At 60.2% G+C, this 16062-nt stretch carries 12 protein-coding genes; 8 read left to right on the top strand and 4 right to left on the bottom strand.

Annotation, left to right across the window (positions count from 1 at the left end; genetic code table 11):
• Positions 1–39 precede the first annotated feature (39 nt).
• Positions 40–1371, bottom strand: a complete 1332-nt coding sequence (locus OQ287_RS02015) for an MFS transporter (protein ID WP_265895414.1) — start codon at positions 1369–1371, stop codon at positions 40–42.
• 226 nt (positions 1372–1597) lie between these two features.
• Between OQ287_RS02015 and OQ287_RS02010 the strand changes: the two genes are divergently transcribed.
• Both OQ287_RS02010 and OQ287_RS02005 read left to right on the top strand, forming a co-directional pair.
• Positions 1598–2467, top strand: a complete 870-nt coding sequence (locus OQ287_RS02010; protein ID WP_265895413.1) for an aldo/keto reductase — start codon at positions 1598–1600, stop codon at positions 2465–2467.
• 211 nt (positions 2468–2678) lie between these two features.
• The gene (locus OQ287_RS02005) at positions 2679–2894 is read left to right on the top strand and encodes a hypothetical protein (protein ID WP_250936350.1); all 216 of its coding nucleotides are present in this window, start codon (positions 2679–2681) and stop codon (positions 2892–2894) included.
• Here the strand turns inward: OQ287_RS02005 and OQ287_RS02000 are convergent.
• From OQ287_RS02000 to OQ287_RS01990, 3 genes are all read right to left on the bottom strand, one after another.
• On the bottom strand, positions 2891–3448 hold the full coding sequence (locus OQ287_RS02000) for a DUF1415 domain-containing protein (protein ID WP_265895412.1): 558 nt from the start codon (positions 3446–3448) through the stop codon (positions 2891–2893). The two genes, OQ287_RS02005 and OQ287_RS02000, sit on opposite strands and share 4 nt — an antisense overlap.
• A 76-nt stretch (positions 3449–3524) precedes the next feature.
• A complete protein-coding gene (locus OQ287_RS01995; RefSeq protein WP_265895411.1) occupies positions 3525–4094 on the bottom strand; it encodes a histidine phosphatase family protein in 570 nt (189 codons plus the stop codon).
• A 166-nt stretch (positions 4095–4260) separates the two neighbouring features.
• Positions 4261–5898 carry a glucan biosynthesis protein gene (locus OQ287_RS01990; RefSeq protein WP_250936347.1) on the bottom strand — a complete coding sequence of 546 codons (1638 nt, stop codon included), beginning with the start codon at positions 5896–5898 and terminating at the stop codon, positions 4261–4263.
• Between the two features lie 312 nt (positions 5899–6210).
• Here OQ287_RS01990 and OQ287_RS01985 point away from each other — a divergent pair, with 312 nt between their 5' ends.
• The 6 genes from OQ287_RS01985 to OQ287_RS01960 all read left to right on the top strand — a co-directional run bounded on the left by OQ287_RS01985 (position 6211) and on the right by OQ287_RS01960 (position 16004).
• A complete protein-coding gene (locus OQ287_RS01985) occupies positions 6211–8445 on the top strand; it encodes a DUF3141 domain-containing protein (protein WP_265895409.1) in 2235 nt (744 codons plus the stop codon).
• Positions 8438–9403: a phosphate acetyltransferase gene (locus OQ287_RS01980; RefSeq protein WP_265895408.1), complete on the top strand. Its 966-nt coding sequence runs from the start codon at positions 8438–8440 to the stop codon at positions 9401–9403. The genes OQ287_RS01985 and OQ287_RS01980 overlap by 8 nt, the downstream gene beginning before the upstream one ends.
• Position 9404: 1 nt before the next feature.
• A complete protein-coding gene (locus OQ287_RS01975; RefSeq protein ID WP_265895407.1) occupies positions 9405–10598 on the top strand; it encodes an acetate/propionate family kinase in 1194 nt (397 codons plus the stop codon).
• Between the two features lie 12 nt (positions 10599–10610).
• Positions 10611–11405, top strand: coding sequence for an enoyl-ACP reductase FabI (gene fabI / locus OQ287_RS01970; RefSeq protein ID WP_250936343.1), 795 nt, complete (start codon positions 10611–10613; stop codon positions 11403–11405).
• Between the two features lie 94 nt (positions 11406–11499).
• Positions 11500–12714, top strand: a complete 1215-nt coding sequence (locus tag OQ287_RS01965) for an exonuclease SbcCD subunit D (RefSeq protein WP_265895406.1) — start codon at positions 11500–11502, stop codon at positions 12712–12714.
• On the top strand, positions 12711–16004 hold the full coding sequence (locus OQ287_RS01960) for an AAA family ATPase (RefSeq protein ID WP_265895404.1): 3294 nt from the start codon (positions 12711–12713) through the stop codon (positions 16002–16004). The genes OQ287_RS01965 and OQ287_RS01960 overlap by 4 nt, the downstream gene beginning before the upstream one ends.
• The last annotated feature ends 58 nt before the right edge of the window (positions 16005–16062 follow it).

Genomic DNA, 16062 nt, shown 5'->3' with positions numbered 1-16062 from the left:
AAGGCGGGTTTTTTTATCAAAAGTGGCCCGGTGGGACCGTCAGACAGTGGCCGTTGTAGCCACGCGACGCGTCTGGCGCATGACCAGCGCCCCGATCATCATGCCCAGCGCGCCAATAAAGGCGATGTAATACACCGGTGCCATCGGGTCCAGCGCCATGAAAAATGACACCCCCATGGGCGTCAACCCACCGAAGATGGCGTACGCCACGTTATAGGAAAACGATAATCCGGTGAAACGCACTGCCGCAGGAAACGAGTTGACGGCAATGCCCGGAATGACACCCACCAGCCCGACAAAGAACCCGGACAAGGCATAGAGTGAAAAAACATGCTCGGTCGATGTCAGCATGGTCGAGTAAAAAAGCCCGAAGCACAGGGCCAGCCCGAGACTGAAAAAAGCCAGCACCGGCCCAGGTCCCAAGCGGTCCGCCAGCCAGCCGGCGAAGACACACCCCACCAGCACAGCCAGAATCGACACACTATTGGCCAGCTGCATGGTCTGCGGGTCGATACCGGTAACGGATTTAAGCAGCGGCGGCGCCATGAGAACGGTCACCACGACGGCGGCAGTCAGAATCCAGGTCACGCCCATCGACAGGATCACCGACCGGCCATGGCGGGTCAGGATGGTCTTGACCGGCAGTTCCTGCGCCAGGGTCTTGCGTGCCTGCATTTCGGCAAAGACCGGTGTTTCATGCAGCCATCGCCGCAGGTACATGGTTACAAACCCCAGCACCCCCCCCAGAATGAAGGGGAAACGCCATGCAAACTCGCTGATCTGAGCCTGACTGAACGCGGCATTGATGACCGTCGCCACGATCGATCCCAGTAGAATGCCGCCTACCAGTCCTGCCGAAAGTGTTCCGCAGGCAAAATGGGTATGCCGAGAGGGCACGTGCTCTGTCACGAAGACCCAGGCCCCCGGCGCCTCTCCGCCAATGGCAGCACCCTGCAGAACCCGCATCAGCAAAAGGAGAAGCGGAGCAGCAATACCGATGGTGTCGTACGTCGGCAACAATCCCATGATCAGTGTCGGCACGGCCATCAGACAGATACTGAACATGAACATCTTCTTGCGACCCAGCAGATCGCCAAAATGCGCCATGATCACGCCACCCAGCGGACGGGCAAGATATCCGGCGGCAAAAATGCCGAAGGTCTGTACCTGCCGCAACCACTCGGGCATCTCGGACGGGAAGAACAGTGTTCCGACGACCGTGGAAAAAAAGACAAAAATGACGAAGTCATAAAACTCGAGGGCGCCCCCCAGAGCAGAAAGGGACAGGGTTCTTGCATCGCCTCGAGACAGGCGGCGGCTATCATCGTTCGTCCCCGGCGAATAGCCCTTTTGAGGAAGGTGTGTAGTCATGAGCACTTCTTGTTTGGTGTTGGTATGCGTGTCCGCCCCTGCCGATGCTGGCACCGACAGGGGCGGAAACTGTAGCACAGCGCCGGCCGGCTGCGACATGTACTCCCGGCCATCAGCCCTTCCTGCCCAGGGCATCATGAATTGCATTTAGTCCTCGAGATGCCGATAGTGCGTTCAGCACTCGTTATCACGAGCCCTGTTTTATTCAACAACCTCAGGATCGCCCATGGACATTCCCCACGTTCGTCTCCCGGACGGCACGTTGCTTCCCGCCATCGGCCAGGGTACCTGGCATCTGGGTGAAGGCCGAAAGGCACGCCGCGATGAAGTCGATGCACTGATTCACGGGCTCGACCGCGGACTGAAGGTGATTGATACAGCCGAAATGTACGGTAATGGCGGATCGGAGGAAGTAGTGGGCGAAGCGCTGAAGCAGCGCCGCGACGATGCCTTTCTAGTGACCAAGATGCTTCCCGGCAATACCGGTCACAACAACATTGTCAGTGCCTGTGAGCGCAGCCTCAGACGGCTGCAGACCGACGTCATTGACCTGTATCTGCTTCACTGGCGGGGCGCCTATCCGCTTGAAGCCGTCATGGAAAGCTTTGGCCATCTGCGTGACGAGGGAAAGATCCGCTATTTTGGAGTGTCCAATCTGGACATCGGCGACATGAAGGAGCTGCGCGGTACTCAACTCGGTCGCGAGTGCGTGACCAATCAGGTGCTGTACCACCTGGCCTCACGCGGTATCGAGTTCTCACTCAGGCCTTCCATGGCCCGCTGGGAGATGCCGTTGATGGCGTACAGCCCGCTGGCGCAACACATGGGAAAAAGCCATCAGTCTCTGCACCGTGATTCGGTACTGACAGACATTGCTGCACACCGCAATGCATCGGTCGAACAGATCCTGCTGGCCTGGGTCATTCGCCCGTATCAGGGGCACCACACAACGCTGGCCATCCCCAAGGCCACCAGTATCGAACATATCGATGACAATGCCGACGCGATGACGATGGTGCTGACCGACCACGAGCTTGCCCTGCTGGATGAAGCCTTTCCGGCGCCAAAACAGAAAGTGCCACTGGATCTGATATAGGCCCGCCGTCCTGTTATCAGGACCGGTCCTTTCAGGCCGTCAGCACTTGAAGAAACGTAACACTTTGCCGCAGTGCGCATCGGTAGCGTGTCAACGCGTTACCGCACAGCATCAGGCGTGAAGAGGAGGCACGCTATGCACCACTGACCGGCCGGACCGAGCACATCGCCCGCCAGAGGCATACGGTCCACTTCAAGACAGGGAATACGTTATGACACGCTTATCCAGCAACAGCCTCATGCCCATCACCGAGCCTTCCTCCGGCGATGCCTATAACGATCATGACTACAACCAGACTGATCGCTTCAGCGGCTTTTACGACATCATGCGTAAAAGACGGCTCGAAGAGTGGCGCCAGCGTCAGGCCTACTATCAACGTCACGGCTACGCGCCGGCCATCAACATCATTCGTCCGGGCCGCCGCTAGCGGCTACGGCAGCCAGCCATGAGCGCCTGCCAGAAGGCGGCTCCCTTCTCACGGGTGTAGGCAATATTGCGCTGGTAGATGTCGTCCGGTGATTCCCACTGTGCCAGCGCACGCTCCAGGCTGTCCTCTCGCAATAAATGCAGTAATGGCCACGGTGAGCGGTTGGTATAGTTGGACGCATCACCCGGTGGCTCTCCGGCAAAACAGTATTCCGGATGAAAACTGGCCACCTGATAGATTCCTTCGTACCCCCGGGCAGCCAGGGTATGCTCGGCGGCTTCAACCAGAAACAGGTAGCTTTCGAAGTCCTCGGCGCCCTGTTCCAGCACCATCAGCGTGGTTTCGGTATCGGGATGTTCATCAAGCCAGGCACATTCATCCAGCATATGCATGATCAGCGATTCCGGCGGCGAAGCCTCGGCACTGATCAGACGCACTGACTTGCGAACCCACTCACGCTGCGCGAAAGGGCAAAGGTTATGGCCGATCACGACCTGTTCAAGCCAGCGGGCGGTATCAGCGATCGCTGGGGTATCATGGGCTGCGTCGTGCATGGGTATCCTGAACAAGGCGGGCAGATACAGGGGCTGCCCGGTAATAATCAATATGGCCAGCCATGATACAGGCCGGTCATTCAGTCATGTCGGCAAAGGCATTCTCGGCCAGAGGACGGAGTTCCCAGCGTGTTTGACCTCTGCCTGGGGGCACACATTCCACGGGGCTTACATTGTTGACTCGCGGCCCTTCATGGGTGCCGATGGCCGCATCGCGAATCACGCGGAAGACTCCTGAGTGCGCCACGAACAGGGGACGCTCGTACTGATCCAGTACGGTGTTGATCACATCAAGCACGCGATGACGAAAGCCATCCCATGACTCGCCCCCTTCGGGCGTATCGACATAGGGCATTGGATGACGATATGCCTGCCCTTCCAGCGTTCCCCAGTTGCGCTCGCGCAATCCATGAAAGTAGTGGAACCTGCCGTTTGGTACTGCCAGCATCGCCGTCTTGCGAGCACGAAACATGTCACTGACGGCAATATAGGACCAGTCCTCATCCAGCCAGTCCCGCGCATTGATGGCCTGTTGTTCGCCATCCGGCGTCAAGGGAACATCAAAGCGGCCGGCGATGATCCGGGCACGGTTATAAAACGTCTCACCGTGACGCACAAAGACAAAGGGTCGTGGTAAAAGGCTCATGCTGGGCGCACCCGGAAGTTACTGGATAATGGATCGAGCCCTACAGGGCGCGGCGAGTGTAGCGTACTTCAGTCTCCTGAACTATCGGCGCGCGAGCCGATCTTCTGAAACAATGTTAAAAAATGTAATCACAAAAAAGCGGCCCGCAGGCCGCCCTGTTGTTCCTTTAATAAAAGCGTTCTTCCGGCTTTGGCGGTACCCACTGATAAAGCCAGGTCTCGCTCAGTGGCTTGTCCTTGTGACGCAGGTACATCCGGAAGGTTACCGCGCTGGTATCCTCACTCTCCGGCGTCCAGTCAAAGATCGCCCGGTAGGCCTTGACGTCATCAAAACGCAGGACCTGCTGATGGCTCAGTGCACCACGTGAGGCTGAGACCACCACCTCGATGTCGGCATCCTTCGGCAGGTCCATGATATTCCCGCCCTTGAAGTCCACCGCAAAGCGACGCGCATAATGCTCGGGCGACTTGTCACCGGGGATCCAGCCTTCCAGCACGTTCCCCATTCCGGTCCATGTCTTGTCGACATGGGCCAGAGACGGTGATACCGGCGGCAGCGGACTCCAGTACAGGGTATAGGAGAACGACATCGTTTCCCCCGGCTGCACCTTCTCTTCCGGCACCCAGAAGGCCACGATGTTGTCGACGGTTTCACCGACCGTGGGCAGTTCGATCAGATTGATGGCCCCCTTGCCCCACTGGCTGGTCGGCTCGATCCACAGGCTGGGCCGGCGACTGTACCAGGCCTGGTTGTCCATGTAGTTTTCGAAGTCATGATCGGTCTGAAGCAGCCCGAATCCTCGCGGGTTCTCGTCAGGATAGGCGTTGTACTGAACCGTCTTGGGGTTATACAACGGGCGGCAGACCCATTCCCCATTCCCACGCCACATGCTTAGGCGGTCTGAATCATGAATCTGGGGATGAATGGTATCGCGGGCCTTTTTCTGACTGGTTCCGGTCAGGTACATGCTGGTCATCGGCGCGATACCCATGCGAGCAATGGGCTTGCGCGGATAGATATAGCTCTGCACGCCCATCACGACCTGCTCGTCCTGACAATCGATATCAAATCGAAACGCCCCGGTCGTACTCGGCGAATCCAGCAGCGCATAGGCTACAAAGCGGGTGGTATTGGGTTCCGGATGGATAAACCAGAAATGGGTGAAGGATGGAAATTCCTCCGGTGCCCCGCCATCGGCGGCCGTATTGATGGCCAGACCACGCGCCGACAGACCGTACTGGTTGTTCTTGTCAATCGCCCGGAAATAGCTTGCCCCCAGAAAGGATACGATGTCCTGATTATCCGCCCAGCGCGGCTTCTTGGTGACTCGAAAACCTGCAAACCCCAGGTCATTGCCTTCAAGCGTCTTCGGATCGATACCGACTTTTGAATAGTCGTAGAGTTCCGGGCTGAAGTGGATCTCATGTGACTGGCCTGTATCCCGATCAACGGAATACATGCGTACCGGTTGATTGAACTGCATGCCTACATGGAAAAACTGCAGGCGTATATCGGCCTTGGGATCATCGGCCCACAGCGCATGAGAGGGCTTGTAGGTAATTTTCTGATAATCCAGCGGGCGCAGCTTTTCCAGCGTCAGGCTTTCCGGCAGGGTTTCCGTCGTCGGCTTGAATGCCTGGCCTGACATGGATTTGGCGTGCTGTCGAAGCCATTTGAAATCAAAATGGCTACTGCTGGCGTCGGTACTGGTCGCGCCTTCGTTTTTGGCGGCAAAGGCCGGTAACGGGGGGAGGCCCAGTGCCGCCAGTGCCATTGAGGCCTTTAATAATGAACGTCTTTCCATGAACCCTTTTTACTCCCTGAACTGATAATCAATAGTGAACCCGTGAAGGCCCGTCGGCACACAAAAACCACTACTGTCTGACACTGACCGGGATCAACAGACCGTGTTCCCGGCCGAGGCGGGCTTTCGGGTAATAATTTGTTGATCCCTGTTATGAAACCATCAATCGCGTCAAAGGGCATTAACGTTGTTTTAACTGGCACATGGCCGCAATGGCCTATACTTTATTTATACTGCAATGCAACATGATAAAAGCTTTATCTATCATGCAGGATGCCATATCGCTCCGACCGCCTTTATGGGACAACCGCCATGTTTTCCGCGCTATTCCCTGCCCTGACCGCTGGCTTTCGCCTCTGGACAGCCCCGATTGATGCCTTTCAGCAAGGCATGGCCTACAGCCTGGACGCTGTCGAGCGCTCCTGGCTATATCTTGATGCCCAGCGCCAGCGCAGCAACCAGTATCTGGCGCATACCCATGACCCCGCGCCCAATTTACTGATTTACGCCACCGACCTGCTGCTCGATGGGCGTACGCTTCCTCGACCGGTCAACTACCGATTGATGCGGGTACATCCCCCCGAGGGCGTTCGGATTGATGATGCAAAACGCCCCTTTATCATCATTGATCCTCGAGCCGGCCACGGGCCGGGCATCGGCGGATTCAAGGCCGACAGTGAACTGGGCGTGGCCATGAGCGCAGGCCACCCCTGCTACTTTGTAAGTTTTCTACGTTACCCCGAGCATGGACAGACCATCGAGGACGTTGTCGATGCACTGAGTCAGTTCATCAGCCATGTCCGTGCCAGCCACCCAGAGGCAGACAGCCGCCCCATGGTCATCGGTAACTGCCAGGCTGGCTGGCAGCTGATGATGGCCGCGGCTCTCGCTCCGGAGGATGTCGGCCCGATACTGATTGCCGGTACTCCCCTGTCCTACTGGGCCGGACACCGAGGCGGCTCGCCGATGCGGTATACCGCCGGTCTGACCGGTGGCAGCTGGATCACTACCTGGCTGGGCGACCTCGGAGGCGGATTGTTTGATGGCGCCTGGCTGGTCTCCAATTTCGAAAGCCTTAACCCGGCCAATACATGGTGGCAAAAGCAGTATGCCCTTTACGCCCGGGTGGATACGGAAGTGCCCCGATATCTGAATTTCGAGCGCTGGTGGGGTGGCCATGTCTTCAGTACCCGAGAAGAGATGGAATACATCGTTGACAACCTTTTCATGGGCAACCGTCTGACCGATAACCGCATCACCTTTCGGGACGGGCGCACCGTGGATCTGAGACATGTGCGCTCCCCGGTCATCGTCTTCTGCTCCGAGGGAGACGATATCACCCCACCCCCGCAGGCACTGGGCTGGCTGACGGACCTGTACAGTGATGAGGATGCCCTGCGGGACAATGATCAGACAGTACTGTACTGCGTACATGATCACACCGGGCATTTGGGCATCTTCGTCTCCGGCGACGTGTCACGTCGCCAGCATACCGAATTCACCAGCAACGTGGACTTCATCGATGTTCTGCCCCCCGGGCTGTATGAAGCCAGCGTGCAGGACAGCGCCCCCGACACGGCCAACCCTCAATGGGTGGAAGGAACCACCCTGTTCACCACGGCTCCGAGAACCTTCGATGAACTGAGCGCCCGTATTGATCACAGGGAGGAGGATGATCGCCGCTTTGCGACGGTCGACGGCCTGTCACGACTGACTCATCAGGCCTATACGGTCTGGGCCCAGCCCTACTGGCGCGCCATGGTTACCCCACCCGTGACTGATGCCCTTCGTCAATGCCACCCGCTGAGGCTGGGCTTTACCGCCTGCTCGGATCATCACCCTGCTGCGCCACTGATCAAGAGCGCCGCGGATCATGTGCGCACTGACCGGCATCCAGTGTCTTCCGACAACCTCTTTCTCGCCATGGAAACCGCCACCGCAGCACATATCGTCACGGCCCTCAATCAGTGGCGAGACCAGCGTGACAGGCTGCGCGAAGCAATGTTCATGGCCCTCTACGGCCAGCATTGGCTGCAACGACTGGTAGGAGTGGATCCCGACGCGTCACCGGTTCGCCCCCTGCCGGCCTGTGAACCGCCGCCGGATGAGTTTGTCCCGCTGCACGCCGGAGAAATTACGCAGCGGCTATATCACGTTGATCATCTTGATCTGGTCGTGCGCGCCATGCTGTACGTCTTCTCGGCCGCCCCGGCCATCGATGAGCGCCATTTCAACGCACTCAAGGCGCTGAATGCCGCTCACCCATCCGGTGGTGCCTCCCTGGCCGACCTGAAACAGCGAATACGATGTCAGGCACACCTGCTGACCGTCGTGCCGGATGAAGCCATTACGGCGCTGGCCAGGCCGCTGGTTCGGCTGTCAGCGGCGCAGCGCAAAAAGGATCTGGCCCACCTGACGACCATCCTGACCGCCGGCACGCCTCTTGATAAGCAGGAAAGTCACCGCCTTGAGCGCATCAGGCGACTTTTTACCGCCCCCTCTCGCACTGACGACCATTCCGCCACCACGGAGTCATCTCATGATTGACGGCCTGAACGATGCGCCACGCAGCGACCCTCAGTACCACTATGAACAACTGATTACGGCAGCGGGCCGTCATGTGCCGTTACGCTGCGCCGTGGCCCATCCCTGCGACGCAGCCTCCCTGTCGGGGGCGCTGGATGCCTTCGAGCAACAGCTCATTCACCCGATACTGGTTGGGCCCCGGGCACGCATTAATGCCGCCGCTCAGACACTGGGCCGCTCAACCGATGGGCTTCAGATCATCGATGTGCCTCACAGCCACGCGGCCGCTCAAGAAGCCGTAGCCCTTGTTCGTGCCGGCGAGGCAGAGCTGTTGATGAAGGGCAGCCTGCATACCGATGAACTGATGCACGCGGTGATCGACAGGGAGACCGGTCTACGCAGCGAACGGCGCATCAGCCACGTCTTCATCATGGATGTTCCTCGCTATCCCAGACCACTGTTCATTACTGACGCGGCCATCAATATCGAACCCGATCTGCTGACGCGCGCGGACATCATTCAAAATGCCATTGATCTGCACCTGGGCCTGGGACTGGGCACACCGCGCGTCGCTATTTTATCAGCGCTTGAAACCATTACCCCCAAAATCCCGGGCACCATTGAAGCGGCGGCCCTGTGCAAGATGGCAGACAGAGGGCAGATTACCGGGGGCATGCTGGATGGCCCGCTCGCGCTGGACAACGCCATCAGCCCGGCAGCGGCGCGCATCAAGGGAATCGTCTCCCAGGTCGCCGGGCAGGCACAGATTCTGGTCGTCCCGACGCTGGAAGCCGGCAATATGCTGGCCAAGAACCTGACCTTTCTGTCAGGTGCCGATGCCGCCGGTATAGTGCTGGGCGCCAGAGTGCCGATCATCCTGACCAGTCGCGCCGACAGTCACAAGACACGGCTGGCCTCCTGCGCCACCGCCAGCCTGTATGCACACCACCTGCGGCAGACACAGCCGATAAGGAGCTGACATGGCAGAGCGTGATCTTCTGCTGGTCATCAATGCCGGATCATCCAGTCTCAAGGTCGAGGGATTTGATGCCAATGATTCGGCGCTGTCGACCTGCATACGAGGCACCTTTTCCGGGATTGGTACCGTTCACCCGCACCTGGTCATCAGTGATGGTGACGACAACACCCTGATTGATGTGTTGCCCATGGCCCACCAGAGCCTGGACGCAGACCAGGCCCAGACGCTGCTGGCCGATCAACTGACACCGCTCCTGCCCGGCCGGGTAGTGGCGGTCGGGCACCGCATTGTTCACGGGGGGCCCTCGTTTGACAGGCCGGTCATACTGGATACCCATGTACTCGAACAGCTTGCCGCTCTCACTCCGCTGGCCCCCCTGCATCAGCCGGCCAATCTTGCCCCGGTTCGCTCGATCCTGCGCCGGCGACCCGACCTGCCCCAGATAGGCTGTTTCGACACCGCCTTTCATCATGATCATGAGCCCATGGTAGAGCGGCTGCCCATTCCGGAAGCGCTGCACGAGGAAGGCGTGCGACGCTACGGGTTTCATGGTCTGTCCTACGAATACATTGCCGGTCAGCTCCCGACCGTCGCCCCGGAGATCGCACAGGGCCGTGTGGTGGTGGCCCATTTAGGCAATGGCTGCTCGCTGTGCGCCCTGCACAAGGGCAGGAGCATTGATTCCTCCATGGGCTTTACGGCGCTTGATGGTCTGCCAATGGGAAGCCGCCCCGGCCGACTCGATGCCGGCGTCCTGCTTTACCTGATGCAGCAAAAACGCCTGGGCCCGGAGGCCATGGAACAGCTGCTCTATCATGAGTGCGGCCTCCAGGCCCTTTCCGGCATCAGCAGTGATGTACAGGTGCTGTCCGCCAAATCCGATGCCCGCGCCGATTTCGCGCTGGCCTATCTGGCTCGCCGCGTAGCGATGGGAATCAGCGAGCTGGCTACGGCCCTGGGCGGGCTGGATGGCATCGTATTTACCGCCGGTATTGGTGAACACAGTGCCAGACTGCGCCGCCTCACCTGCACCTGGCTTGGCTGGTTGGGCATTGCCCTGGATGACACAGCCAATCAGCGCCACGCCTCCTGCATTTCAGCACTGCACAGCGAACGCCCCGTTCATGTTATCCCCACGGATGAGGCGCGCATGATTGCAGAACACGTTCGCACCTTCCTGTCCACGCCCCATTAAAAGGAACGCGCCATGACCACTGACCCACGCCCCCTGCCTGCCTCGCTCTCCCTTGAGGGCAAGCGCGGTCTGATCATCGGCATCGCCAATGACCGCTCCATTGCCTGGGGATGTGCCCGTGCCTGCCATCAGCTGGGCGCGGAGCTGGCCATTACCTACCTCGATGACCATGCGCTGCCCCATGTTGCCCCTCTGGCGGATCAGGTTGGCTGCGAGCTGCTGATGCCGCTGAATGTGCGTGATGAGCACCAGATGGAAACCCTGTTCGAGACACTCACCGACCGCTGGGGACGGCTCGATTTTGTCCTGCACTCGATTGCCTACGCCCCGGCCGAAGACCTCAAGGGCCGGCTGGTTGACTGCTCCCGCGAGGGGTTCAATGACGCCATGACGGTGTCATGTCATTCGTTTCTGGCCCTGTGCCGGCTCGCCGAACCGTTGATGACCGAGGGCGGTACGCTGTTCACCATGACGTACCACGGCAGCCAGAAGGTGGTGGAAGGCTATCACGTCATGGGGCCGGTCAAGGCGGCCCTTGAAGCGGCAACACGCTACATGGCGGCCGAACTCGGACCGAAGGGCATCCGTGTTCATGCCCTCTCGCCCGGCCCCATGAAAACCCGCGCAGCCTCCGGCCTGTCGCGCTTCGACGATCTACTTCAGAAGGCCCAGGAACGCAGTCCCTCAAGTTCACTGCCGGACGTGGATGATGTCGGCATGACCATGGCGTATCTGGCAACTGATGCCGCCCGCATGCTGACCGGTGATGCCCTGTATGTGGATGGCGGCGTGCATCTGATTTCCTGACCATGCAGGCCCTTTAAAAGGCGGGTACCATACGGAGCCCGCCCCGTTGATCACTTGCCGGGCCATTGTCGACCTACCGGGCCATACCGCCGCCATGCTGACGTTTCTTCATACTGCCGACTGGCACCTCGGCCAGAATTTTCACGGCCATGACCGCCATGCTGAACATCGCGCCTTTCTCGACTGGCTGCTTGATACCCTGAATCGCGAAGCCATCGACGCCCTGCTGATTGCCGGTGATATCTTTGATGTGGTCAATCCGTCGCTGGCCGCCCAGCGCCTGCTGTATGACTTCATCCTCAAGGCACATACGGCCCGGCCGGCCATGGATATCGTGATGATCGCCGGCAACCACGACAGCGGAGCCCGTATCGAGCTGCCCGGCCCGCTGCTGGAGCGGCTTAATACACATGCCATCGGCCAGCTGCACTATCTCGATGGCGCCATTGATACCGACAGGCTGTGCGTGCCGCTGACGGATGCCGCCGGCCGACAGGCAGCCTGGTGCGTGGCCATTCCCTTTCTGCGCCCGTCGGATGTATCCGGCCGCGGCTACTCCGATTATCAGGCAGGGGCTCGTGCCGTACATGATGACATCTTCGCTCGCGCCCTTGCCCGCCGCGCACCCGATGAGGCACTGATCGCCATGGGCCATGCTCACCTCAAGGGGGGCAGTATTTCAGAGCACTCCGAGCGCCCCATCGTAATCGGCGGCGAGGAGTCCCTGCCGGCCAGTCTGTTCCCTGAAGATATTGCCTACGTAGCCATGGGCCATCTGCACAAGCCCCAGCGCGTCGACCACCAGGATCGCATCCGCTACAGCGGCTCGCCCATTCCTCTGGATCTATCCGAACGCCACTACGCGCGCCAGGTATGCATCGGCAAACTGGATCAGGGTCACCTCGTACATCAACGCAGCATAGCCATTCCCGATCATACGCCCATGCGCCGGATCGGACCGGCCTCCCTGCCGGAGGTACTGGCCGAACTTGATGCGCTGGAGCAGGATACCGCTGCCTCACCGGGCTGGCTGGACGTGCAGGTCATGCTTGAAGGCCCCTGTCTGTCCCTGCGAGCAGATATCGATGCCCGGCTCACCGGCAAACCCTGGCGACTGGTCGCGATTCAGGTACATTACCCGCGCTCCGACAAGCAGGCGCCCCCCTCGCCACGTCTGGAAGACACCACCCCGGCCGCGCTGTTTGAAGCGACCTGGACCCACCATTATGGCAGCGCCCCCGATGCCACCGTGCTTGCCGACTTCCACGCACTGGCTCAGGCCGTTCACGACAGCGAGGACCCCGCATGAGGATTCAGCGCCTTGTGATTCATAATCTGGCTTCCCTGGCCGGCCCTCACACGATCGACTTTGATGCCGGTCCGCTGGCGAGCTGTGGCCTGTTTGCCATCACCGGTCCGACCGGTGCCGGCAAGAGCACCCTGCTGGACGCGCTGTGTCTGGCCCTGTACGGCACTACCCCCCGGCTGCGGCACGCCACCCAGCAAAGCGCCAAAACGCCGGATGTCGAGGGTGATAGTCTGGCCATGAATGACCCGCGCACCCTGCTGCGACGTGGTGCCAGTCAGGGGTTTGCCGAAGTCACCTTCATCGGTATCGATAATGCTGCCTATACCGCCCGCTGGAGCGTACGGCGCGCCAGGGACAAGGCCGGCGGGCGCCTTCAGGCCAGTGATCAGCAACTGGTACGGGTCAGCGATAACACCGTACTGAACCGGCACAAGCGGGAATTTCAGGCTGAAATTGCGGCCAGACTGGGCCTTGGGTTCGAACAGTTCACTCGCTCGGTACTACTGGCCCAGTCGGAGTTCAGTGCCTTTTTGAATGCCGATGACAACGCCCGCAGTGAACTGCTGGAAAAGCTGACGGATACCGATATTTACAGCCGGCTGTCACGGGAGGCCTATCAGCGGGAAAAAACGGCGCGCGACGCTCTGGACGCACTGACACAAAGCCAGGCTCATGCCCCGCCGGCCGATGACGAAACCCGCGAGGTGCTGGAACAACAGGAACAGGACACGCACCACCAGTGGCAGACCCTGAATGCGCGCCAACAACACCTGACAACACAGCGCCACTGGCTGGAGCACATGAACCAGCTCCAGACAGCGCACCAGGCAGCCAGCGCGCATTACCAGGGAGCAATGGACACCTACAAGGCACTGGAACCACAGCGCCAGTGGCGTGATCAACTGAAGGCAGCAGCCCCCTTGCGGGAAAATGCGCGAGCACTGACCCGCGAACACCAGGCCTGCCAGCGTGCTGCACGGGAACTGGCTGATGCCCGCCGCAAACGCCAGGCCGCTCGACACACGCGACGCCAGGCGGGCATTCTTCACCAGCAGGCACGGCGGCAACAACAGGAGGCCGCAGAACAGCGCGATGCCGCACGCCCCCACCTTGATCAGGCACGGACGCTATCGGAAGCCATTCGCCACGACCTGCGCCGCATGGCCACACTGGCCGAGCAGCATCGTGAAGGCAGTACGTGCCTTGAAGCCCTGCAGAGCCGTCGGGACAGGGTTGGTCAAACCTGCCAGGCCACCGCTGAGCAGATCGACGCCGTCATGGCTCGGCGGGCCGACATTACGGACCCCAGCCACTGGCGCCGGGCGCTTCAGGAGACTCGCCAGACCACATGGCAACAGCTCCAGTTCCACCAGGCAATGCTGTCGCATCTTGCATATTACCGGCAGGCCAAACGAGATCACGAGAGCAGCCGGCAGGCACTCGAGGATCACCGGCAGACAAGTAATGCGGCCGAGGCCGATTACCGAGCGGCAGAAGAGGCACTGGCCACTGCCGAGCAGGCACGCACCAGTGGGCTTGAACGTATTACCCGTCAGCGACAGGTGCGACTGGATGCGGTACTGACCCTGCGTCGCCAACTCACGCCGCACACGCCCTGCCCGGTCTGCGGCAGTGAAGAACACCCTTATCTCGTTTCACCTCCTGTTTCCCCGGAAGCCGCCCAGCTGGCGGCCATGGAAGCCGAAGAGCAGCGGCAGGAGCAAGAGTTTCACCAGAACTGGCAGGCCGCCACTGCTACCGCTCACGAGGCGAGGGTCCGGCGGGAGGTGCTTGAGCGTCAGTACACCGGCCTGGTGGCCACCCGGGACCAGACAGGACAGGCCCTCAATGAGGCCAGGGCGCGCCTGGACACCGAAGGGATCGAGGTGTCCGACGCCCCTGATATTCGCTGCACCGAACTGGAAGCCGAGTGCACGCGACTGAGCCGATGCCATGCTGACGCGGAACAGGCCCTGTCCACCTTTCTGGCGGATGAGGAAGCGCTCGTCCCACTACGCGAGCGCAAGGCGGACCTTGCCAGCGAACTGGCCGTTCTGGATAACCAGCATGAGACGCTGCGGCAGGAGCTGGCCCACCAGCAGAACGAACAGACAACGCTTGAGGCCGACCTGGCCCGGCAGAAGGCCCGCCTGCGCGAGCTGCTGGCCCCCTTCACTGACGTGGACGCGTGGCAGCAGCAGCTTGATCAGGCGTTTCACCAGGCGGCCCAAAGGGAAACAGAGTCTGCAGAGGCCTTGCGTCATCATGAGCAGGCTGGCATTCAGGCCACTGAACAGGCGTGGCATGCCCTCGCCACCCTGCGCCGAATACACGAACGTATCCATCAGCTCGAACAGTCGCAACAGGCGTGGCAGGCAGCCCATCCGCAGCTGTCCGGCCAGACGCTTCAGCAGCTGATGACGACCTCCAGCGAGGAACTCGCCACGCTCGAGGAAAACCTTCAACAGGCATGGGAAGCCCTGACCCGGGCCGAGGCGGCGTCTGCTGCGGCCACGCATCACCGTGACCGGCACCTTGATACGTCCCCTCTGGCGGACACTGCCTCACTTCCCGTCAATGACGATCACGCGCTGACTACCACCCTTGACGCTCAGGAAGCGCAGCTTGACGAGACGCTTGCGGCACTGACGCCTGAGCTGTCACTGGCACTTGACGCCCGCGATGATGCCATGGCACAGCGGCGCGAGGACGATCAGCGGCGCCAGACCTGGCGCGACCTTGCAGAACGCATTCATGCTGCCCGTGCCGAGCATCAGCGCTGGGGACAGATCAGTCAGCTGATCGGGTCCGCCGATGGCAAGGCATTTCGACGCATTGCCCAGGGCTATAATCTTGATCGTCTGGTCGAGCAGGCCAACCTCCATCTTCATCAGCTGGCCCGGCGCTATCGCCTGATACGAGGCGGCAGCCCGTTGGGTCTTCTGGTCATCGACCAGGACATGGGGGATGAACAGCGCTCGGTGCACTCACTGTCAGGGGGTGAAGGATTTCTGATCTCGCTGGCCCTGGCACTTGGGCTTGCCTCGATGGCCTCGGATCAGCTGGCTATTGATACCCTGTTCATCGATGAAGGATTTGGCAGTCTGGATGCCCAGTCCCTGCACATGGCCATGGATGCCCTGGATGCGCTTCAGGCGCAGGGGCGCCAGGTCGGGGTAATTTCTCATGTGCGGGATATGATAGAGCGCATTCCGGTACAGGTTCGACTGACACCACAGGGCGGCGGCATCAGTACCCTGGGCATCAGCGTTCAGGGTGCCCCCCTGTAAAAGGATGACGCTTCGATGCGGCATGAAAAAAGCGCCCGAAGGCGCTTTTTTCGTCAAT

This window comes from Larsenimonas rhizosphaerae, from assembly GCF_026240105.1.
GTDB lineage: Bacteria > Pseudomonadota > Gammaproteobacteria > Pseudomonadales > Halomonadaceae > Larsenimonas > Larsenimonas rhizosphaerae.
The sequence above is the reverse complement of the archived record's forward strand: the minus strand, read 5'-3'. Positions and strand labels throughout refer to the sequence as shown.